Source organism: Amycolatopsis sp. NPDC048633 (genome assembly GCF_040650695.1).
Classification (GTDB): domain Bacteria; phylum Actinomycetota; class Actinomycetes; order Mycobacteriales; family Pseudonocardiaceae; genus Amycolatopsis.
On record NZ_JBEZHS010000039.1, the window covers coordinates 59213 to 80037 of the forward strand.

General features: G+C 72.2%; 18 protein-coding genes. 8 read left to right on the plus strand and 10 right to left on the minus strand.

Annotation, left to right across the window (positions count from 1 at the left end):
- The first annotated feature begins 46 nt into the window (after window positions 1-46).
- A complete protein-coding gene (locus AB0C38_RS42055) occupies window positions 47-1468 on the plus strand; it encodes a DUF6801 domain-containing protein (RefSeq protein WP_360684474.1) in 1422 nt (473 codons plus the stop codon).
- A gap of 120 nt (window positions 1469-1588) precedes the next feature.
- The gene (locus tag AB0C38_RS42060) at window positions 1589-2185 is read left to right on the plus strand and encodes a DUF6801 domain-containing protein (protein WP_360684477.1); all 597 of its coding nucleotides are present in this window, start codon (window positions 1589-1591) and stop codon (window positions 2183-2185) included.
- Window positions 2186-2191: 6 nt separating this feature from the next.
- Here AB0C38_RS42060 and AB0C38_RS42065 read toward each other — a convergent pair whose 3' ends face one another.
- A complete protein-coding gene (locus AB0C38_RS42065) occupies window positions 2192-3472 on the minus strand; it encodes a helix-turn-helix domain-containing protein (RefSeq protein ID WP_360684480.1) in 1281 nt (426 codons plus the stop codon).
- Between the two features lie 302 nt (window positions 3473-3774).
- On the opposite strand from AB0C38_RS42065, the gene AB0C38_RS42070 reads away from it, so the two are divergent.
- The 4 genes from AB0C38_RS42070 to AB0C38_RS42085 are packed head-to-tail and all read left to right on the plus strand — an operon-like array spanning window position 3775 to window position 5985.
- Complete coding sequence (locus tag AB0C38_RS42070) at window positions 3775-4242, plus strand: MarR family transcriptional regulator (protein WP_360684483.1); 468 nt, start codon at window positions 3775-3777, stop codon at window positions 4240-4242.
- On the plus strand, window positions 4242-4877 hold the full coding sequence (locus AB0C38_RS42075; RefSeq protein ID WP_360684486.1) for a VC0807 family protein: 636 nt from the start codon (window positions 4242-4244) through the stop codon (window positions 4875-4877). The genes AB0C38_RS42070 and AB0C38_RS42075 overlap by 1 nt, the downstream gene beginning before the upstream one ends.
- A gap of 44 nt (window positions 4878-4921) precedes the next feature.
- On the plus strand, window positions 4922-5617 hold the full coding sequence (locus tag AB0C38_RS42080) for a hypothetical protein (RefSeq protein WP_360684489.1): 696 nt from the start codon (window positions 4922-4924) through the stop codon (window positions 5615-5617).
- Window positions 5614-5985 carry a GntR family transcriptional regulator gene (locus AB0C38_RS42085; protein ID WP_360684492.1) on the plus strand — a complete coding sequence of 124 codons (372 nt, stop codon included), beginning with the start codon at window positions 5614-5616 and terminating at the stop codon, window positions 5983-5985. The genes AB0C38_RS42080 and AB0C38_RS42085 overlap by 4 nt, the downstream gene beginning before the upstream one ends.
- Here AB0C38_RS42085 and AB0C38_RS42090 read toward each other — a convergent pair.
- From AB0C38_RS42090 to AB0C38_RS42110, 5 genes are all read right to left on the minus strand, one after another.
- A complete protein-coding gene (locus AB0C38_RS42090; RefSeq protein ID WP_360684495.1) occupies window positions 5972-6763 on the minus strand; it encodes an arginase family protein in 792 nt (263 codons plus the stop codon). The genes AB0C38_RS42085 and AB0C38_RS42090 overlap by 14 nt on opposite strands.
- On the minus strand, window positions 6760-10137 hold the full coding sequence (locus AB0C38_RS42095; RefSeq protein ID WP_360684498.1) for a pyruvate carboxylase: 3378 nt from the start codon (window positions 10135-10137) through the stop codon (window positions 6760-6762). Before AB0C38_RS42095 ends, AB0C38_RS42090 begins: the two co-directional genes overlap by 4 nt.
- 133 nt (window positions 10138-10270) lie before the next feature.
- Window positions 10271-11167 (minus strand): S8 family peptidase, encoded by an 897-nt coding sequence (locus tag AB0C38_RS42100; protein ID WP_360684556.1) that lies wholly within the window; start codon window positions 11165-11167, stop codon window positions 10271-10273.
- Window positions 11168-11210: 43 nt separating this feature from the next.
- Window positions 11211-13505 (minus strand): caspase family protein, encoded by a 2295-nt coding sequence (locus AB0C38_RS42105; RefSeq protein WP_360684501.1) that lies wholly within the window; start codon window positions 13503-13505, stop codon window positions 11211-11213.
- Window positions 13506-13558: 53 nt separating this feature from the next.
- Window positions 13559-14704 carry an erythromycin esterase family protein gene (locus AB0C38_RS42110; RefSeq protein ID WP_360684504.1) on the minus strand — a complete coding sequence of 382 codons (1146 nt, stop codon included), beginning with the start codon at window positions 14702-14704 and terminating at the stop codon, window positions 13559-13561.
- A gap of 31 nt (window positions 14705-14735) precedes the next feature.
- Between AB0C38_RS42110 and AB0C38_RS42115 the strand changes: the two genes are divergently transcribed.
- Window positions 14736-15371 (plus strand): TetR/AcrR family transcriptional regulator, encoded by a 636-nt coding sequence (locus AB0C38_RS42115; RefSeq protein ID WP_360684507.1) that lies wholly within the window; start codon window positions 14736-14738, stop codon window positions 15369-15371.
- Here the strand turns inward: AB0C38_RS42115 and AB0C38_RS42120 are convergent.
- Genes AB0C38_RS42120 through AB0C38_RS42130 form a run of 3 tightly spaced genes read right to left on the minus strand, consistent with a single transcriptional unit; the run spans window position 15331 to window position 19532 of the window.
- Entirely contained in the window at window positions 15331-15801 is a 471-nt protein-coding gene (locus AB0C38_RS42120) for a GNAT family N-acetyltransferase (RefSeq protein ID WP_360684510.1), read from the minus strand. The two genes, AB0C38_RS42115 and AB0C38_RS42120, sit on opposite strands and share 41 nt — an antisense overlap.
- A complete protein-coding gene (recG, locus tag AB0C38_RS42125) occupies window positions 15798-17951 on the minus strand; it encodes an ATP-dependent DNA helicase RecG (RefSeq protein WP_360684513.1) in 2154 nt (717 codons plus the stop codon). Before recG ends, AB0C38_RS42120 begins: the two co-directional genes overlap by 4 nt.
- Before the next feature lie 3 nt (window positions 17952-17954).
- The gene (locus AB0C38_RS42130) at window positions 17955-19532 is read right to left on the minus strand and encodes a DAK2 domain-containing protein (protein ID WP_360684516.1); all 1578 of its coding nucleotides are present in this window, start codon (window positions 19530-19532) and stop codon (window positions 17955-17957) included.
- A gap of 133 nt (window positions 19533-19665) precedes the next feature.
- Here AB0C38_RS42130 and rpmB point away from each other — a divergent pair, with 133 nt between their 5' ends.
- On the plus strand, window positions 19666-19857 hold the full coding sequence (rpmB, locus tag AB0C38_RS42135) for a 50S ribosomal protein L28 (RefSeq protein ID WP_247062089.1): 192 nt from the start codon (window positions 19666-19668) through the stop codon (window positions 19855-19857).
- A 185-nt stretch (window positions 19858-20042) separates the two neighbouring features.
- Here rpmB and AB0C38_RS42140 read toward each other — a convergent pair whose 3' ends face one another.
- Complete coding sequence (locus AB0C38_RS42140) at window positions 20043-20813, minus strand: alpha/beta hydrolase (RefSeq protein WP_360684518.1); 771 nt, start codon at window positions 20811-20813, stop codon at window positions 20043-20045.
- Between the last annotated feature and the right edge of the window lie 12 nt (window positions 20814-20825).

The following is a 20825-nucleotide window of genomic DNA, read 5'->3' on the forward strand; positions in this document are numbered from 1 at the left end:
CGCACCGGGGCCACCCCGTCGCTTCCGCACGCACCCAGGGAAACCGATGCCACTTCGAGTCCGGCCCCGCACCCTCACGATCTCCGCGCTGGCGGCCGTCGGCCTGCTCTCCGCGGTGAACGGCGCGCTGACCGGGGTCGGCTCGGCCGCCCCGGCGCCCGCGGTCCCGCCGGACACGAAGGCGACGGCGTCGGTTTCGGTGACCTGCCCGTTCGCCGACCCGCTCGGTGCGCGCCAGCTCACGGCCGAAACGGCCGCGACGCTGCCCTCGCAGGCGAAGACCGGGACGTCGGCCAAGATCGGCGCGTTCTCGGCGAAGCTCACGCTCCCCCGCGACGTCGCGCTCTCCTACCTCCCGGACGGCGCCGCCGCCGGGTCGCTGCGCGGCGACGTGCACGTCGACCTGGCGGTGCACCAAGGCGACCGCGCGGACAAGGTGCCGGTCGACCTGACCGTCCCGGCCACACCAATGCCGGAGACCGGTGACCTCACCCTGACGGCCACCGGCACCGTGCCGGAGATCGCCCTGAACACCGTCGGCGCCGTCACCTTCGACGTCACCGCGCCGACGCTGGCCCTCGAAGCCGTGCCGCCGCCGGACACCGCGGTCACGCAGCCGGCCCCGCAGATCGCGTGCACCCTCGACCCCGACCAGCAGACGGCGCTGGGCAAGGTGCTGGTCCTGCCGAAGACGGTGCCGGGCACGAAGCAGAAGCAGCAGCAGGCCGCGGCCGCCGACGCGCCCGGCCCGGGCGACCCGCCGACCGAAGACGAGTTCGCGGTGCCGCTGAGCCTGGTCACGATCTTGACGAAGTCGACGGTGAAGAAGCTCGGCGCGACCGTCACCGCCGACCCCGCGTTCCTGTTCAACGGGCTGTTCATCCTCAACCTGGTCGACGGCACCTCGCGGGTCACCGGGTCGACCACCTTCAACCCGGCGACCACCTCGTTCCTCGGCTTCGGTTTCGTGCCGGTGACCGCGACCGTGGAGTTCCTGCCGATCGACTACCGCGACAGCAAGGTCATCGAGATCGCCGGCCGGATCACCACGGATCCGGACACCGGCGCCACCTTCCTGAACACGACGCTCCAGGTGATGGCCCGGCTCAGCAACGCGAAGGTCAACGGCGTCCCGCTCGCCCTCGGGCCCGACTGCGTGACGAAGACAGCGGTGACCCTCACGCTGGACGGCCCGTACGAGGCGTTCGGCGTCGGCCACATCCGGACCGACGAGAAGACGGGCTTCGAGCTCCCCGCGTTCACCGGCTGCGGCGCGGGCGGCCAGGACCTGGACCCGCTGCTCACCGGAATGGGCTCAGGCCAGGGCAACCAGGCCTTCGTCGACACCTACAACCTGATCGTGTGCACCGAACCGGACCACACCCAGTGCCCGCCCGGCTCCGACGGCCCGCCGCCGGAAGCTGCGGCAGCGGCGAAGAAGGCGGCGGCGGTCAAGAAACCGCACTGAGGGGACGCAGCACCACGGGCACGGGGTGCCCTGCAGTCGGTCCGCACGCTGAGGTTTCCCGAGCCCGGCGCAGAACGCGGTGTTCCGGCCGGGCGTCACCAGCATCCGAGTGGAGGCGCCATGAGAGCACGCCGAGCACTGACCCTGACCGTCGCGACAGCCGCCGTCCTCATCGGGACCAGCGCCCCCGCGGCGGCGGCCACCGACTACCGCACCAGCACCATCACGTACAACTGCACGTTCCCCGGCGTGGGCGCGCAGCCGGTGACCGCGGTGGCGGGGTTCACCGGCCCGGACGCGGTCGCCTCCGGCGAGGCCATCACCGCCGGCTTCTTCTCCGGCGGCATCGCGGTCTCCCCGGACCTGTACCAGCTCATGGCCGTCTCCCTCGGCTACGACGGCGTCCGGGGCAGCGGGACGCTCCCGATCACCGCGGTGAACGCCTTCCCGGCCGCCGCGAACGCCGGTGTCGTGATCCCGGCGGTGTTCTGGGACTCGTTCAACCGCGCCTTCTACTTCTCCGGAACCGGCCCGGTGACGTTCACCGCGGGCCCGCCGGGTGCCGCCTCTTTCCGCCTCGGCACGCCGTTCTCGCTGGCGATCGAGTTCCACCGGAGGCAGAACGGCACCTGGATGCCGTGGACGATGGCCTGCACGCTGCGGGTGACCACGCCGGGGCAATACACCTACTTCAGCCCGAGCGTGCCGGTGAGCTGAAGGGGCCTAGCTGGACGTCCACTGTGGACGTCCCGTCCCCGCGCGCGGGGACGGGAGCAGCTCGCTCACCGGGTACCGCAACGGCAGCGGTGCCGCGCCCGCGCGCAGGGCCAGCTCCATCTCGAAGCGCGCCGCCGGGTCGCGCAGGCTGTCGCCGAACGTCGCCTGGAGCTGCCTCATGCGGTAGCGGACCGTCTGGGGGTGGACGCCCAGGCGCTCCGCGATCTCCACCACGTTGCCCTGGCTGTCCAGCCACGCCCGCAGCGTCTCCAGCAGCCGCTCCTGCTGCTTGCCCGTCATGTCCGCCAACGGCGCGAACAGGCGGTGCCGCAGCGTGCCGACCAGGCCCGTGTCGGAGTTGACCAGCAGCGTCGCCAGGTGCTCCTCCGCGCGCAGCACCGGACGCGGCATCAGCACCCCGCGCTCGGCCAGCTGGAGGGCGTTTCGCGCCCAGCGCAAGGAGTCCGCCACCGACGTGAGCGGGACGCACGGACCGATCGAGAGCCGGCAGTCCGGCAGGGCCACCTGCAGCGTCGCCAGGCGGGCGCCGCCGAGCTCGCCGGGGACCACCAGCTTCGGGTCGGGCGTGTCGAGCTCGGCGAGGATGTCCGCGTCCAGCCCGGCGTGGCGGCGGGCCGGGGCGACGCCGTCGGCCGGGCAGACCGCCACCGGCGTCGCGTCGGTGGGTACCGGCCAGCCGATCAGCTGGGCCAGCTCGGCGATCGCCTTGGGGGACGCGGGCGGCGTCTCGAGGATGAGGTGCAGCAGCTTGCGGCGCCAGGTGTCGAGCGCTCCCGCCGTGCGCGCCTTCGCTTCCAGGTAACCGTCGAGCGCGACAGAGGCGAGTTCGTCCATGAACGCCAGCATCGCGTCGGCCAGCTGGGACATCACCGCCGACGAGAGCCCGCTTCTCCGCCCGACGCGCATGATCCGCCGCCACGACACCCGCGCGCCGACCCGGTACGCCGACTGCAGCGTGTCGAGGCTGCGGCCCTCGCGCATTTCGTTCTGCCCCAAGCGGTGGTGCACCTCGTGGGACTGCTCCTTGGACACCGTCGGGTCGGCGATCTGCGCGACGAACAGCGTGATCGCGTACTCGACGCCGGCGCGGATCGACTTGCCGTAGGGCCCGTCGAGCGGGCGGGCGTAGGCCGGGATGGTCGCGCGGATCTCGTCGACGATCTCGGCCGCGAGGCTGGCCAGCTCGGGACGCAGGATGTCGGCGAGCTTGCGGGGCAGTGCGGCGGGCGGCGGCGCAGCGTGATCGAATCCGCGCTCCACCGACATCGCAGCTCCTTTGCTCCGCCCCGGGCCCCGGCCCGGGCACCCCACCTGATGCGGGGTGACACCGGACACATCGAAAAAGTAGTCCCGAACGTGTCACACCTTCGAAGGGAAACCGATTTCTTGTCATCTTCGTGACAAGTTCACGAGACTCGGCTGCGGAACGCTGACAAGTACCCCGCCGACTGCTCACGTTTGTACGTACGAACGGCCGAACTCCCCCGGAGCCGGAGCCCTCCGGGACATCCCTGAGATTCTCGCCAACCACTTGTTTGCGTGACGCAAATAGCCATACCGTCGTCGTCATGCCGCACAGCGATGAGGACCTCGAAAGCGTCGTCTACCCCCTGTCCCGGATCAGCGAAGCGATGCGCCGCGCCCAGCTGCGCGCCGCCGACCCCACCCGCGTCGCGATCCTGCGGCTGGCCGCCGTCAAGGGCCGGGTCCGGCCATCGGAGGTGGCCGCCGAGCTCGACGTGCACCAGTCGTCGATCACCCGGCAGACGCGGACGCTCGAGGACGCCGGGCACGTGCTGCTCGAAGCCGATCCGGAAGACCGGCGGTCCTGCCTCATCTCGCTCACCGAGCCGGGCTGGGAAGAGGTGCGCCGGCTGACGAAGCTCGGGATCGACCGCTTCGCGGACTTCATGCGGGACTGGCCCGCCGAGGACGTCCGCCGGCTGGGTGAGCTGCTTTCGCGGCTGGAGACCTCGATCGCCACGACGAAGAAACGGCCGGCCCCCGGGCGGCGCTGGCAGCGGGAGGCGGACTGATGCGCGCCCTCGTCCCGGTCGTCCTCGACCTCGTCCTGCCGATCGGCGGCTACTTCCTGCTGCACACGGGTTTCGGGCTGAGCGCGTTCTGGTCGCTCACGATCGCCGGCGCGGCCACCGGCGTCCACGCACTGGTCACCACGCTCCGCCGGGGCAAGGTGGACGCGCTCGGCGTGCTGATCTTCCTGGAGATGGGCCTGTCGGCGGCGCTGCTGTTCGTCAGCGGCGACCCGCGGATCGTGCTGGCGAAGCCGGCGCTCTACCTGGCGGTCGCGGCGGTGTACGCGCTGGTGACCTGCTTCACCGGAAGGCCGCTGGTGCTGGACTCGGGCAAGCCGTTCGCCACCCGCGGCAACCCCGAACTCGCCGACGCCTACGAACGCGCGTGGGTCCACTCGGACCGCTTCCGGCGCACCGTCCGCGGCGTGACGGCGGTGTGGGCCGGCGCCTTCGCGCTCGACGCGGTCTTCCGCATCGTGGTCGTCTACAGCCTGCCGCCCGAGCGCGTCGACGAATCGGTGTGGCTTTCCCAAGTGCCGCTCGTCGTGGTGTTCGTGCTGGCCGTGGTGGTCACGCGGCTGCGGATGCGCCCGATGCGGCCCGTGATCGAGTCCCACCGGGTCGCGGTGCACTGAGGTCGCTTGTATCGTGTGGTTGATACAAGCGAGGAGGTCCGGACATGCCGTGGGACAACGTGCTGGCGGTGGCGCTCTTCACCGGGCTGATCGGCCTGGTGATCCTGATCGTGCTGTGGCCCGGCGAGAAGCACGGCAGGCGCTTGCTCGAACGCTGGGGCGTGCCCGATCCGGACGCCGCCGAGGTGGCGCTCGCCGTCCGGTACCTCAAGCGGCGCCGCATCTGGTACCCGTGGCTGTTCCTGGTCATCCCGCCGGTCCTCGACGGCACCGGGGCCGGCACGATCGTCGCGACGCTGCTGCTCGGCGGCCTGATCGCCGAGCTGTTCGCCCAGCGGCCCGCGCGCGGCCCGCGCCGGGAGGCCGTCCTGGTGCCGCGCACGCTGCGCGACATCGTCCCGGTCTGGGCGCTGGCGCTGAGCGGCCTGGCGTCGGCGGGCGCGATCGTGCGCCTGGCCTGGACCGCGCAGTGGACGCCGCTGGCGGCCGCGGCGGGCACCACGGTGGTCTGCTGGGTGATCACCGCGCTGGCGGTGCGCCGCCCGGCGGCCGGGGAGCCGCGGGCCGACCTCGCCCTGCGCCGCCGCAGCGGGCGCGTCGCGATCGGGCTGGGGATCGCCGGCTGCGCGGCGATCGGCTGGCCGGCCGGGAACCTCGGGTCGCTGCTGGCGGTCGTCGCCGGGCTGGCCGCGTTCCTGGCGGTGACCGCCCCGGTGAAACGGCAGCCGGCCCCGGCGTGAAGATCGTCGTCGACACCGAAACCGGCCTGGCGCCCTGGCGGCAGGTGCACGACCAGATCGTCCGCGCGGTGACGGCGGGGGCGCTCCCGGACGGGTCGCGCCTGCCGCCGATCCGCCAGCTGGCCCGGGACCTGGGACTGGCGTCCGGAACCGTGGCCCGGGCGTACCGCGAGCTGGAGGCGGCGGGCTGGGTGGTGACGGCCCGCGCGCGCGGCACGGTCGTCACGGTCCCCGCGGACCGCCCGGACCCGACCGCGCTGCTCCTCACCGCGGCGATCGAGTACGCGGCACGGGCGCGAGACCTCGGCGCGGACGTCGAAGCAGCCGTGACCGCGGTCCGCTCCGCCTACGAAATCAACGAGACGTGAGGAGGCGGCCCACCGCTTCCAGGACCGGCGTCAGCACCTCGACCTCGCGCGAAGTCCCCACGCACTCCGTGATTCCCGCGCCCACGACCCCGTACCCGGCCAGCGCGTCCAGCTCCGCCACCAGCCGCTCGATCGTCCAGCCGTCCGGCTCCGGGTAGTTGAGCCCGGCGAACTCCGCGGGATCGAGCACGTCCAGATCCACGTGGACGTACAGCTTTTCCACGCCTGCCATGGCGTCCACCGACGTGACCGCCAGCCCACGCGCGACTGCCGCCTGTTCCTCCGGGTCGAACACGCGGGTCCCCAGCAGCGCGGCCCGGCCCGGCTCCAGGGCCGGCGCCGCGGCGAACTCCGGGTCGCCCTCGCCGAACAGCGAGCGCAGCACCATCCCGTGGAACGCCCCGGACGGCGACGACTCGGCCGTGTTCAGGTCGGCGTGCGCGTCGAACCACGCGACGCCCAGGCCCGGGCCGTGCCGGAAGCGGGCCACCCCGATCGGGACCAGCTCGACTCCGCAGTCGCCGCCGATCGTCAGGACCGGGCCGCCGGGTGACTCGAGCGCTGCCAGCTGCGCCGCGCGGTTCGGGCCCGTCAGCTCCGCGCGCGAGAAAACCCCGCGGTCCACTTCGGACACCGACTGCGTCTGCCGGACGTGGTGCACGGGCCGGCCGAGCACGTGCCCGGCCAGCTCCGCGAGCGCCAGGCAGCCGTCCGGCAGCTCCGCCGCCCGCGGTCCCGCCGCGCCCTGGCGCTGCGGGACCGCGTTGACCAGCGTCACTCCAGCACCAGCAGGAGGTCACCGCCCTCGACCTGCTGGACGGAGTTGATCGCCAGCCTGCCGACCTTGCCGCCGGCGGACGCGGTGATCGACGCCTCCATCTTCATGGCCTCGATCGTCGCGACCGTGGCACCGGCCTCGACCGTGTCGCCTTCGGAAACCTGCAGCGTCACCACGCCGGCGAACGGCGCCGCGACCTGCTTCGGGTTGCCCTTCTCCGCCTTCTCGGTCGCCGGGATGTCCGACGCGATCGACCGGTCGCGGATCTGGATCGGCCGCAGCTGGCCGTTGAGCGTCGACATCACCGTGCGCACCCCGCGCTCGTCGGCCTCGCCGATCGCCTCCAGCTCGATGAGCAGCCGCACGCCCGGCTCGAGGTCGACCGCGTACTCCTCCCCCGGGCGCAGCCCGTAGAAGAAGTCCTTGCTGGGCAGCACGGACGTGTCGCCGTAGGCCTCGCGGTGCGCCTCGAACTCCTTCGTGGGCGCCGGGAACAGCAGCCGGTTGAGCGTCCGGCGGGGGTGCTCCGCGAGCGCCGTACGGTCCTCTTCGGACAGTTCCGCGACGGGCTTCGCCGCCGCGCGGCCTTCGAGGGCCTTGGTGCGGAACGGCTCCGGCCAGCCGCCCGGCGGGTCGCCGAGCTCGCCGCGCAGGAAGCCGATCACCGAGTCGGGGATGTCGAACTTGTTCGGCTCCGCCTCGAAGTCCGCCGGGGCCACGCCCGCGCCGACCAGGTGCAGCGCGAGGTCGCCGACGACCTTGGACGACGGCGTCACCTTCACGAGGTGGCCGAGGATCTTGTCGGCGGCGGCGTACATCGCCTCGATGTCCTCGAACCGGTCGCCCAGGCCCAGCGCGATGGCCTGGGTGCGCAGGTTCGACAGCTGCCCGCCGGGGATCTCGTGGTGGTAGACGCGCCCGGTGGGCGAGGCCAGCCCGGCCTCGAACGGCGCGTAGATCTTGCGCACGCTCTCCCAGTACGGCTCCAGCTCACCGATCGCGTCCAGGTCCAGCCCGGTCGTGCGGTCGGAGTGGTCGGTGGCCGCCACGATCGACGACAGCGACGGCTGCGACGTCGTGCCCGCCATCGACGACACCGCGCCGTCGACGGCGTCCGCGCCCGCGTTGATCGCCGCGAGGTAGGTGGCCAGCTGGCCGCCCGCGGTGTCGTGGGTGTGGATGTGCACCGGCAGGTCGAACTCCTTGCGCAGCGCGGTGACCAGCTTGGTCGCCGCGGGCGCGCGCAGCAGCCCGGCCATGTCCTTGATCGCCAGGACGTGCGCCCCGGCGCCGACGATCTGCTCGGCCAGCTTGAGGTAGTAGTCGAGCGTGTAGAGCTTCTCGCCCGGGTCCGAGAGGTCCGAGGTGTAGCAGAGCGCCACCTCGGCGACGGCGGAGCCGGTCTCGCGCACGGCCTCGATGGCCGGGCGCATCTGCTCGACGTCGTTGAGGGCGTCGAAGATCCGGAAGATGTCGATGCCGGTCTTCGTCGCTTCCTGGACGAAGGAGTGGGTCACCTCGGTCGGATAAGGCGTGTAGCCGACGGTGTTGCGCCCGCGCAGCAGCATCTGGAGGCAGATGTTCGGCACGGCCTCGCGCAGCGCGGCGAGGCGCTCCCACGGGTCCTCGGCGAGGAACCGCAGCGCGACGTCGTAGGTCGCGCCGCCCCAGCACTCCAGGGACAGCAACTGCGGCAGGGTGTTCGCGACGACCGGCGCCACCGCCAGGAGGTCCTTCGTGCGGACACGGGTGGCGAGCAGCGACTGGTGCGCGTCGCGGAACGTCGTGTCCGTGACGCCGACGTACGGAGACTTCCGCAGCCACTGCGCGAATCCGCCCGGGCCGAGCTCGACGAGCTTCTGCTTCGAACCGTCGGCCGGCTGGGCGTCCTTCGCGAGCTTCGGCAGCTTGAGGGTGGCTTCCGGCGTCTTCGGGCGCTCGCCGTGCGGCTTGTTGACCGTCTGGTCGGCGAGGTAGGTCAGCAGCCGGGTGCCGCGGTCGGCGGACTGCCGCGCGGTGAGCAGCTGCGGGCGCTCCTCGATGAACGACGTCGTGACGCGCCCGGCGCGGAAGTCCTCGTCGTCGAGAACCGCCTGCAGGAAAGGGATGTTCGTGGCGACGCCGCGGATCCGGAACTCGGCGACGGCGCGGCGCGCGCGGCCGACGGCGGTCTTGAAGTCGCGGCCGCGGCAGGTGAGCTTCACCAGCAGCGAGTCGAAGTGCGCGCTGATCTCGGTGCCGGAGAAGGCGGTGCCGCCGTCGAGCCGGATGCCGGAGCCGCCCGGCGAGCGGTAGGCGGAGATCATCCCGGTGTCCGGGCGGAAGCCGTTGGCCGGGTCTTCGGTGGTGATGCGGCACTGCAGCGCGGCGCCGCGCAGGTAGATCTTGTCCTGCGCCAGCCCGAGGTCCTCGAGGGTCTCGCCGGCGGCGATCCGCAGCTGCGACTGCACGAGGTCGACGTCGGTGACCTCTTCGGTCACGGTGTGCTCGACCTGGATGCGCGGGTTCATCTCGATGAAGACGTGGTTGCCCTGCTTGTCGAGCAGGAACTCGACGGTGCCGGCGTTGCGGTAGCCGATCTGCCGGGCGAACTTGACCGCGTCCGCGCAGATCCGGTCGCGCAGCTCGGGGTCGAGGTTCGGCGCCGGAGCCAGCTCGACGACCTTCTGGTGGCGCCGCTGCACCGAGCAGTCGCGCTCGAAGAGGTGGATGACGTTGCCCTCGCCGTCGGCGAGGATCTGCACCTCGATGTGCCGCGGCTCGACGACGGCCTTCTCGAGGAAGACGGTCGGGTCACCGAAGGCGGACTCGGCCTCGCGCGCGGCGGCCTCGATGGACTCGCGCAGCTGCGCCGGTTCCAGGACGCGGCGCATCCCGCGGCCGCCACCGCCGGCGACGGCCTTCACGAACACCGGGAAGCCCAGATCGTCGGCCGCCGCGACCAGCGCGTCGACGTCACTCGAGGGCTCGGACGACCCGAGCACCGGCACGCCGGCCTCGCGCGCGGCCTTGACCGCGCGGGCCTTGTTGCCGGTGAGCTCGAGGATGTCGGCGCTCGGCCCGACGAAGGTGATGCCTTCTTCTTCGCACGCGCGCGCGAGATCGGGGTTCTCGGAGAGGAAGCCGTAGCCGGGGTAGACGGCGTCGGCCCCGGCTTTCTTCGCGGCGGCGACGATCTCGTCGACCGAGAGGTAGGCGCGCACGGGATGACCGGGCTCGCCGATCTCGTACGCCTCGTCGGCCTTCAGCCGGTGCAGGGAGTTGCGATCTTCGTGCGGAAACACGGCGACGGTCCCCGCGCCCAGTTCGTAGCCGGCGCGGAACGCTCGGATCGCGATCTCCCCGCGGTTGGCCACCAGCACCTTGCGGAACATGCCCGGTCCTTCCCGTATGGATCGGTAAGTCAACGCACGTTACCCGGTTCTTCCCGCTCTGCGGGAGTTCAGTACCAGGTGATGGACATCATGCGGCGCGGAAGGTTGGCCGGGAGAACGCCTGGGCAGCTTCTCAGGATCCCGCCGGCACGTAAAGCAGCCGGTTGGCCGTGCCCTCCGGCACCCCCTTGAGCACGTCCGGCGTCGCCGCCTGAACAAGCGCTTGGTCCACCTGGTCGGGCGCGGCTTCGGGGTGCTGGGCGAGGTACAGCGCCGCCGCTCCCGCCGCGAACGCCGCCGCCATCGAGGTGCCCGATTCCGGGCCCGCGCCCGCGCCGCCCGCGATCGGCGTCGGGACCGCCACCCCCGGCGCGTACAGGTCGACGTCCTGGCCGAAGTTCGACGCCTTGTCCGGGTGGTCCTGGGTGTCCGTGGCGCCGACCGTCAGCGCCTCCGGCACCCGGCCCGGGGAGAACCCGCTCGCGTCCGCCGTCTCGCTGCCCGCCGGGACCGCGATCGGGACCACCGCCGCCAGGCGTTTGACGGCCGCGTCGAGCTGATCGTTCGGGACGCCGCCGATGCCGAGGACGGCGACCGCGGGCTGCTGGGCGTTCTGCGCGACCCAGTCGATGCCCGCGATGATCTGGTCGGTGGCGCCGCCGCCGTCCTTGTCGAGCACCCGCACCGGCACGATCTGCGCGCCCTTCGCGACGCCGTAGTCCTTGCCCGCGGCGATCCCGGCGAGGCGCGTGCCGTGGCCGTTGGTGTCGGACGTGTCGGAACCGCCGTTCAGGAAGTCCCGCCCGGGCGCCACCCGGCCTTCGAAGTCGGGGTGCTTCGCGTCGACGCCGCTGTCGATCACGTAGATCGTGACACCCGAGGCGTCGCTCGCGTAGTGGTAGGCGTGGTCGAGCCCGGCGCGCTGGTCGATCCGGTCCAGCCCCCAGCTCGGCGGGTCCGGCTGCACCCCGTCGGCGGCGACCGCCGGGGTCTGACCTGCGAGCACGACCGCAACCACCGCGAGAAGCATCCTCATGATCGTCGTCGTACCCCGGCGGTGCCCGGGCTACAACTCAGGAGTGTCGCTCGATCGGCTGATTCCGCCGCAGCCGCACGATCCACACGACGGCGTCGGTTGCCAGCAGCGCGAGTCCCGCCGAGGCGATCGTCTGCCCCGCCAGGGTCAGCGAGGAGTAGTCCAGCAACCCGGCGAACGTCGGCGCGAGCACGCCCGCCAAGCCCACCGTCCCGGTCGCCAGCACCGCGGCGCCGATCGCCCGCGGGCGCAGGATCGCCGCGAAGACCGGGAGCGTGAGGACGAGCACCGCACCGAGGATGTAGTAGGCCGCGACCCGGCCGGTTTCGCTGGTGTCGCGCTCGGACAGCTCGCCGATCTGGGTGATCCAGCCGGCCGCGACGACCACGCCGAGCGCGATCGCCACCCACCCTTCCCAGCCCCGCACCTTGCCGAAACCCAGCTTGGCCGTGGGGTTCCGGCGCAGCGCGCCCAGCGCGAACGCTCCCGCGACCACTGCCGCGATGTGCGCGAGCAGCTCGAAGGCGAAGCCCGCGCCCAGCTCGGTGCCCGAACCGTCGGCCAGGGTGACCAGCTCGCCGAGGAAGCGCAGCATCCCGAACAGTGCGGCGAACCCGACGCCGGCCAGCAGCGCGGGCCCGGCCTGCTGCCTGGTCCGCGGCGCCAGGGTGAGGATCCCCGCGAGCAGCGCGAGCGCCGCCACGGTCACGACGTAGATCGGCATGCCCGGCCGGTATTCGGCCAGGTCGTATTCGCCGTAGCGGTAGTCCAGGCCCAGGCCGAGCACCGCGAACAGCGCACCGGTGATCGCGACGATCCCGGCGGTGCCGGCCACGGGATCCGCCGGCCGTTCCCCGGCGTCAGGCGCTTCGGCGACGTTCCCCGGCTCAGGCTCGGGTCCGGAGATGCGCCCCAATGTGGCCTTGGTTGCGTCAGACGCACCGAAGGCGGCCTTCGGTGCGTTGAACGCACCGAAGGCCACATTGGGGCGTTTGATCGGCTCGGGTTCCGGCTCGGGCGCGGCAGCCACCACCGGCTCGGGCTCGGGCTCGGGTTCGGGTTCGGCGGGCGGTGGCTCCTCGGCGACCGGCGCCGGCTCGGCGGCTGGGAGGGCCTCGATCTCCACCGCCACCACGACGTCCCCGGTCGGCCCGGTCACCACCACCTTCCCGTGGCGCGTCCCCGACTCCCCGGCCGTCACTGAAAGTTCCGCTCCCGAAGCCGTCTGCGTCACCACGATCCACAAGTGTGACGGGTCGAACCGCACCTCCCGCGCCACCGGCGGGCCGGAGACCCGCAGCGCCGCGGACGCGACCGCACCCGCCGCAGCCGACAGGCGCACCGCCGCGACGTCCACCCGCACCACCGCGAAGCCGAGCGCGTCCGACGCTGCCGCCGCCACGTGCTGGATGTCCGTGGCCGCCATGGACTTCAGGGCCTCGAACGCGCCCATCGCCACCGGGAGGTTGTCGCTCGACAGCCGGCGCCGCAGCTCGGCCACCGCGCCCAGCCGCGTGAACTGGTTCTCCGCCGCGATCGCCGCCGCGAGGTCGGCCGGGACCGGGGACGGCTTGATCCGGCGGCGCCTGCTCTTCGCCAGGTACAGCTCGCCCTGCATCTCGATGTCGCGGCTCGGGGTCTGCTTCGGGTTGCGCTCGCGGACGCGGTCGAACAGGTACTCGTACAGCTCGCCGAGCGCGATCCAGCCGTCCTCGTCGCGGTCCGCCTCCCCCGACCGCAGCCCTTCCACCAGCGCCGCGGTGAACACCGACGGCTGCGCGGGCTGTCCCTCGGCGAGCCGGGCGCCCTCGAAGGCGTACTCGATCGAGGTGGACGCCGTGATGACCGCGCGGCCGCGGCCGCCGCGAAAACTGTCCAGGACGTTCGCGTCGCCCGACGCCCGCACCGCCACGCCCTGCCCGAACGCCCCGCCGTAGCAGCAGTCCAGCAACAGGACGACGCTGTGCGACCGGCTCTGCCGGATGCACTGCTGCACGAAGTGCGCGGGGACGGCCGTCGACCCGAGCCGGTCGGGCCGGGTGTTGCGGGCGGCGAAGAACAGCTGTCCCGTGCCGTCCTTCAAGCCGTGGCAGGAGAAGTGCAGCAGCAGGACGTCGTCGGGCCGTCCCTCCAGGCAGAGGTCTTCGATCTCCGCCTGCACGACGTGCGCGGTCTCGTTGCGCACCACCCGGACCTCGAAGTCGCTGATCGCCCGGTCCGACAGCACCCCGGCGAGGGCGTCGGCGTCCGCCGCGGGGGAGCCTAGCCGCTGCAGCCCCGCGTTGTCGTACTCGCCGTTGGCGACGATCAGCGCCCGCCTTCGCCCGGCCATACCGGTAGGAAACGCCCACCGCGGCGTTACGGCAAGCAGCCGAACGGGCAGACCTATCCGGCGGCGGCCTGGAAAATCGTTTCCTGCCCTTTCAGGCAGACGACGGCGTCGAACGCGGCCGCCACGTCGACCAGCACGGAAGTGTGCGCGTGCCGGATGCTCGACGCCGCCGGGCGGGCGAGCACGCACGGCGCTCGAGAAGCCAGCGCCGCCTCGACGCTGCCTTCCGCCGGCGCGTCGAGCGCCTGCTCGAACATGCGGAAACCGAGCGGTGCGGCTTCGTCGGGCACGAGGCCGGTGGTCGTCCCCGAGACGGCGGTCAGCGCGAGCGCGAAGTACTTGTCCCCCAGTTCGGCGGCCAGATGGGTGCCCGCCGACGGCGCCGTCATGCCGGGCATCGGCGAGAACGGCACGCGCTGGAGGTGTCCGTTGTGGAGCATCAGGACGATCTTCTCGCCCGGGTGCAGCCGGCGCAGCAGCCGCACGGTGGCCGCCATGTACGTGTCCCGCGACGAGCTCTGCGGCTCAGGCGCACTGCCCGCCATCAGCGCGTCCAGCTCGCGCAGGTACAGGTCGATCCGCAGCGCGCCCTCCGCGTGGTGGGCGGCAACGTCGCCGTAGACCGGCGCGAGCGCCGCGATATGTCCACACAGGACGGTCAACGCCGCCGTCGCCGCGTCTCGCGCTTCCGGGCTCATTCCCTTGTACCGACCGGGCGCGACCGCACTGCTCACCGACGCGTACGGCTCGCACGCCGCCAACGCCGTGTCCACAAGGGACACGTTGGCCGCGTCCACGCGCAAGACGTGCTCGCGGAGGGCCTGCAGTGACGGCACCGGCGACCCCGCCGAGCTGGGCACGTCCAAACCGGCGAACCGGACACCGCGGCCGCGCAGCCAGGTCAGCATCCCGTGCACCTCGGCCGAATCGCCGAGGCCGAAGGTGAAGCCGTCCCGCGCGATGTCGGCAACGTCACCTGGGCCGCCCTGAAGCCACGTGTCGACCAGGTGCCCTTCGGGAAACCCGCCTTCGAAGCCCAGCACGGTGAACCCGCACTCGGAGACGAGGTGACGCAGGAGGCGGTCGCGCAGTTCGCCGAACTCGCGGATGTGATGGTTGTTCTCGCCGATCGCGACGACCTCGGCGTCGCCGATCAGGGCGGCGATGGACGTGACGTCGACGGGCTCCGGTTCTGGCATACTGGGCACACTAACGCAACAGGAGTAGCAGTTGGCAACCGAGATTTCCGGCACGCGACGGCCGGGCGGGCGCACCGAGCGGACCCGCCTCGCCGCCCTGAACGCCACCCTCGAGCTGCTCGGCGAGCGCGGGTACGCCGAGCTGACCGTCGAGGCGGTCGCCGAACGCTCCGGCGTGCACAAGACGACGCTCTACCGCCGCTGGGAGTCCGCCGAAGGCCTGGTCGCGGCGGCCCTGCTGATGGGGACCGAGCAGGAGTGGACGGCGCCGGACACCGGTTCGCTCGAAGGCGACCTGCGCGGGATCAACCTGGAGCTGGTGCACTACTTCACCTCGCCGGGCGAGCGCGAGCTCCCGACGGCGTCGATCTCGGCGGCTTTCCTCTCCCCCCGCGCGGCGGATGCGCTCCAGGAGTTCTACGTCGACCGCCACGCGCGTTCGGCGGTGGTGGTCGACCGGGCCGTCGAACGCGGCGAGGTCCCGCCCGGCACCGACGCCGTCGAAGTCGTGCGGGTGGCGTGCGGGCCGATCTTCTACCGCCTGTTCGTCTCCCGCGAAGGCGTGACGCCGGCGGACGCCGATCTCGCCGCGAAAGCCGCCGCGGCCGCCGCGAAAGCCGGCGTGTTCACGGCAGCGAACGCCGGAACCGCCGCTCCTCCAGCGTGACCCGGCCCTCGTCGATCGTCTCGGTCTGGGTGGCACCGTCGTCCACCCAGCCTTGCCGGACGTAGAAGGCCTTCGCCCGCTCGTTCGTCGACAGCACCCACAGGACGACGCTGTCCCCGGAAAGCTCGTCGACGACCCGGTCGTGCAGCGCCCGGCCGAGGCCCCGCCCCCAGTACTCCGGCAGCAGGTACAGCGCGTAGAGCCGGCCGTCCCCGTACGCGGCGAACCCCGCGATCACGCCGTCTTCCTCGGCGACCAGCACCGGGCCGCCGGCACCGATGCGCCGGGCCCAGGACTCCGCGCGCGACTCCGCCGAAAGGCCGGCGAGGAAGTCGTCCGGCATCAGGCCCGCGTACGCCGCCTGCCACGAAGCCACGTGGACCTCGCCGATCGCGGGCGCGTCGGCTACCTCGGCATCGCGGATCGTCAACTCTTCTCCAGGTACTCCGCGCGGTCGACGTCGACGACGTCGGCGACCATCTGCGCCAGGCCGGGGAACTTCGAGATCGCCGGGTCCTTCTCGACGATCTCCTGCGCTCGCGCCCGCGACTCCGCGATGACGTCTTCGTCCCTCAGCAGGGAAAGCAGCTTCAGCGTGGACCGCTTGCCGGACTGCGCGGCGCCGAGGATGTCGCCCTCGCGGCGCAGCTCCAGGTCGAGCCGGGACAGCTCGAACCCGTCCGTGGTCGACTCGACCGCCGCCAGGCGCTCGCGGGTCGTCGTCCCGTCGAGGGCCTCCGTGACCAGCAGGCACAGCCCCGGCACGCTGCCCCGGCCGACGCGGCCGCGCAGCTGGTGCAGCTGGCTGATCCCGAACCGGTCGGCGTCCATGATCACCATCGCCGTCGAGTTCGGCACGTTGACGCCGACCTCGATCACGGTGGTGGCCACGAGCACGTCCAGCTCCCCCGCGGCGAAGGCCCGCATCACGGCGTCCTTGTCGTCCGCGGGCATCCGGCCGTGCAGCACGGCGATGCGCAACCCCTTGAGCGGCCCCTCCACCAGTTGCGGCGCGATGTCGAGGACGGCGACCGGCGGCCGCTTGTCGCTCTTGTCCGACGGCGGCTCGTCGCCGATCCGCGGGCACACGATGTAGGCCTGGTGCCCCTTCGACACTTCTTCGGTGACGCGCTGCCAGACGCGCTCCATCCACGCCGGTTTCTCCGCCACCGGGACGACGGTCGTGCTGATCGGCGACCGCCCGACCGGCATCTCCCGCAGCGCGGAGATCTCCAGGTCGCCGTAGACGGTCATGGCGACCGTGCGCGGGATCGGCGTCGCGGTCATCACCAGCACGTGCGGGCTGGTGCCTTCACTGCCGCGGGTGCGCAGGGCGTCACGCTGTTCGACGCCGAAGCGGTGCTGCTCGTCGACGACGGCCAGGCCGAGGTCGGCGAACTGCACGGTCTCCTGGATCAGCGCGTGCGTGCCGACGATGATGCCCGCTTCGCCGCTCATGGCGTCCAGCAACGCTTTCTTGCGTTCCTTGGCGCCCATCGACCCGGTGAGCAGCGTGACCCGCGTGGCCTTCTCCGCCGCGCCGAGTTCGCCGGCCTGCGCCAGGTCGCCGAGCATCTCGCGCAACGATCGCGCGTGCTGGGCGGCGAGCACCTCGGTCGGCGCCAGCAGCGCGGACTGCCGTCCGTTGTCGACGACCTGCAGCATCGCCCGCAGCGCGACAATCGTCTTGCCCGACCCGACCTCGCCCTGCAGCAGCCGGTTCATCGGGTGCTCGGTCGCCAGGTCGGTGGCGATCTCGTCGCCGATGCCGCGCTGGCCCGCGGTGAGGTCGAACGGGAGCCGCTTGTCGAACGCGTCCATGATCCCGCCGTCGACGTGCGGGTTCGCCTTCGCCGGACGGGAGATCGCGGCATGCCTGCGCTGCGCGAAGATCAGCTGCACGGCCATCGCTTCGTCCCACTTGAGCCGCTTGCGCGAGGCCTCCAGGTGCGCCCAGTTCTCCGGGCGGTGGATGCCGCGCAGCGCGTTTTCGAGGTCCCCCAGGTGCTGGAGCCGCCGCAGCTCCGCCGGCATCGGGTCCTCGTCGACCTCGAGGACGTCGAGCACCTGGCGCACGCACTTGGCGATCGACCACGTCGGCATGCCCTGCGCCGCCGGGTAGACCGGGATGATGGCGGCCAGGAAGTCGTCCATCGCTTCGGCTTCGCGGTCGGCCTCGAACAGCTCGTACTCGGGGTTGGTCAGCTGCAGGGTGTCGCGGAACGCCGAGACCTTGCCCGCGAACAGGCCGGACTTGCCCGGCACCAGGTCCTTCTCGCGCCAGGCCTGGTTGAAGAAGGCACAGGTGAGCCGGCGCTTCCCGTCGGTGATCACCATGTCGAGGATGGTCCCGTTGCGGGACTTCATCCGCCGCTTGCTCACCTTCTCCACGCGCGCCAGCACGGTGGCGTGCTCGCCGAGCTCGAGGCCGGCGATGTCGGTGAGCTCGCCGCGCTCGGCGTAGCGGCGCGGGTAGTGGCGCAGCAGGTCGCTGACCGTCTCGATGTCCAACGCCGTGGCGAGGGCCTTCGCCGTCTTGGCCCCTAGCAGCAGCGGCAGCTTGTCGCGCAGTCCGGCCATCGGCTATTCGACTCCCATCAGCAGCACGGCTTCCGCCTGACCACTGGCGTAGCTCATCAGCTCCACCTCCGGGTGCTCCAGCCGAAGCTGCTCCGCGAGCTCCTCGGCGACCCCGGGCGGCGCGGCGGCCCCGCTCAGCACCGTCACCAGCTCGCCGCCGAGCGCCAGCATCCGGTTCAGCACCTTCATCGCGGCCGCGACCAGGTTCGTCTCCGACGCCGGCGCCGGCTCGATCAGCACCACCTCGTCGTCGACCAGGCCGACCACGTCGCCGGACTGGGCCCGGCCCACCCAGGTTAGCGACTCCTCGCGCGCGATCCGCAGTTCGCCACGCCTGGTCGCGGCGGCCGCCTCGGCCATCGCGACGACGTCGTCGTTGGTGCGGCGGCCGGCGTCGTGCACCGCGAGGGCGGCCAGGACCTGCACCGGCGAGACGCACGGGATGACCACGACGTCCCGGTCGGCGGCCATCGCGTGCCCGGCCGCGGTGTCGGCCGCCGCGGTGAGCGCGACGCTGCCCGGCAGCACCGTGACGTGCCGCCCGGCGGCTTCGTTGAGCAGGCCGAGCACGTCCTCGATGCTGGGGATCTCGCCCTCGGGCACGGCCAGCACCGGGATGCTCTCGGCGCGCAGCAGTTCGGCCAGCTCGCCGCCGTGCACGACGGCGACGACCGTGCGGTCGATCCCGCCGCCGGGCTCGATCGGCGTGGGCGTGAGCAGCGGCTCGACGCGGATCCGGCGTGGACGGCCGAGCGCGAGCCCGGCCTCGATGGCGGCGCCGATGTCGGCGCAGTGGACGTGCACGGCGTGGCTGCCCGAGCCGTCGCCGGCCACGGTGACGCTGTCGCCGAGGCCGCTCAGCTCCTTGCGCAGCGTCGGCAGGCTCTGCTCCTCGACGCCGTCGAGGAGGTACATGACCTCCCAGGCGAAGGCTTCGGCCTGCGGGACCGCGTGGACCTCCAGGGGGCGCTCCGGCTGGATTTCGGTGCCGGTGAGCACGCCGACCAGGGCGTCGAGCACCGCGACGAGCCCGCGGGCGCCCGCGTCGACGACCCCGGCCCTGGCCAGCGCGGGCAGCTGCAGGGGCGTCTTCTCGAGGGCCTGCGCGGCTTCCTTCGCGGCTTCTTGCGCGACTTCGCCGATGGGGCGCGTGTCGCCGCGCACGGCGAGGGCGACGGCGTGCAGGACGGTGAGGATGGTCCCGGCGACCGGGCGGCTGACGGCGCCGGTGGCGACCTCGTCGGCGTGTCCGAACGCCTTGGCCAGCCACTCGCCGTCCAGGTCGCCTTCGGCCGAGTCGGCCAGCCCGCGCACGACCTGGGAAAGGATCACCCCGGAGTTGCCCTTGGCCGAAGCGACGGCGCCGCGCGCGAGAATCCTCAGCGCCTCGGCGGCGGTTTCCGGCTCGGCCGTCTTGAGTTCGGCCGCCGCGCCGGTCATGGTGAAGAGCATGTTGGAGCCGGTGTCGGAGTCCGCGACGGGGTAGACGTTGATCTCGTCGATCGCCGGCCGCAGGCTCGCGAGACTGTGCACACAGTCTCTTGCCCAGGCCGACACCGTCGCCGTGTCCAGCACCCGCACCCCGTGACCTCCTGACCGATCCGAGGCAGCGTATCGACCCGGTGGGGAACCACGCCGGGCCACTGGTTACTATGGTCGAGTTGCCCAGTGCATCTGGGCTCATCTCTATGACCCAGATCCAAAGGAGTTCGACGTGGCTGCCGTGTGCGACGTCTGTGGCAAGGGACCCGGCTTCGGCAAGTCGGTCTCGCACTCCCACCGGCGTACCAACCGCCGGTGGAACCCGAACATCCAGACCGTGCACGCCAAGGTGGGTATTTCCCAGCGCAAGCGCCTGAACGTGTGCACCTCGTGCATCAAGGCGGGCAAGGTCGTTCGCGGCTGAGGCGAGAAGAGTTCGAAAATGGCGGGTGCTCTCCGGAGCACCCGCCATTTTTTGCGCCCACCCGCGCTCCCGCTGTTGTCAGGTCGCCAGCGCCCCAATGTGGCCTTCGGTGCGTTCAACGCACCCAATGTGGCCTTCGGTGCGTCAGACGCACCCAAGGCCACATTGGGGCGATTGGGGCCTGCCTACTTGAGGAAGCCGACCAGCAGGTCGCGCAGGACCACGGGGTTCTGCAGCACCCCGTGGTCCTGCCCGTCGAGGGTCTCGTGGCGGGCACCCGGGACCGCCTCGGCCGCGAGGCGGGCTCCGGTCTGCAGCTTCTCCGGGCTCGCGCCGCCGCCGATCACCAAGGTCGGGGCCGTGATCCGGGCCAGGTGGTCCGTCCGGGGGCGGGCGCCCGGGCCGCAGATCTCCAGGTCGTACGGGAGCGTGTGCGCCAGCGCCGTGAACCAGCCCCACACCGGCGCCGACTTCATCCCCTCGATCATCTCCGGCGGCGTGCCCGCGACCTCGAGGAACGTCGCCGCCGCGCCGTCGCGGTCGCCCGCCGCGATCTGCGCGCGCACCTTCTCCGTGACGTCGGTGCGCGAGTCCGAGTCGGGGGCGTACGGCGGCTCGTACGCCACCAGCTTGTCGATCGCCAGGCCCGCCCCGGCCGCCTCCAGCGCCAGTACCGCCCCCGACGAGTGCCCGAACACCGACGCCGAGCCCCCGGCAGCAGCGATCAGCGCCGCGATGTCCTCGATCTCACGCTCGATCGCGTAAGCACCGGCGTCGCCGCTGTCCCCGCGGCCACGGCGGTCGTACGCGATCGTCGTGAAATCCGTCGACAGCACTTCGGCGAGCCCGGCCACGGTCGTCCGGTCGTTGAACGCGCCGCCGACCAGGATGACCGGCGCGCCCGTGCCGCGCTGGTCGAAAGCGATGGACGTGCCGTCCGCCGATGTGACGTTCATGATGCCTCCGGA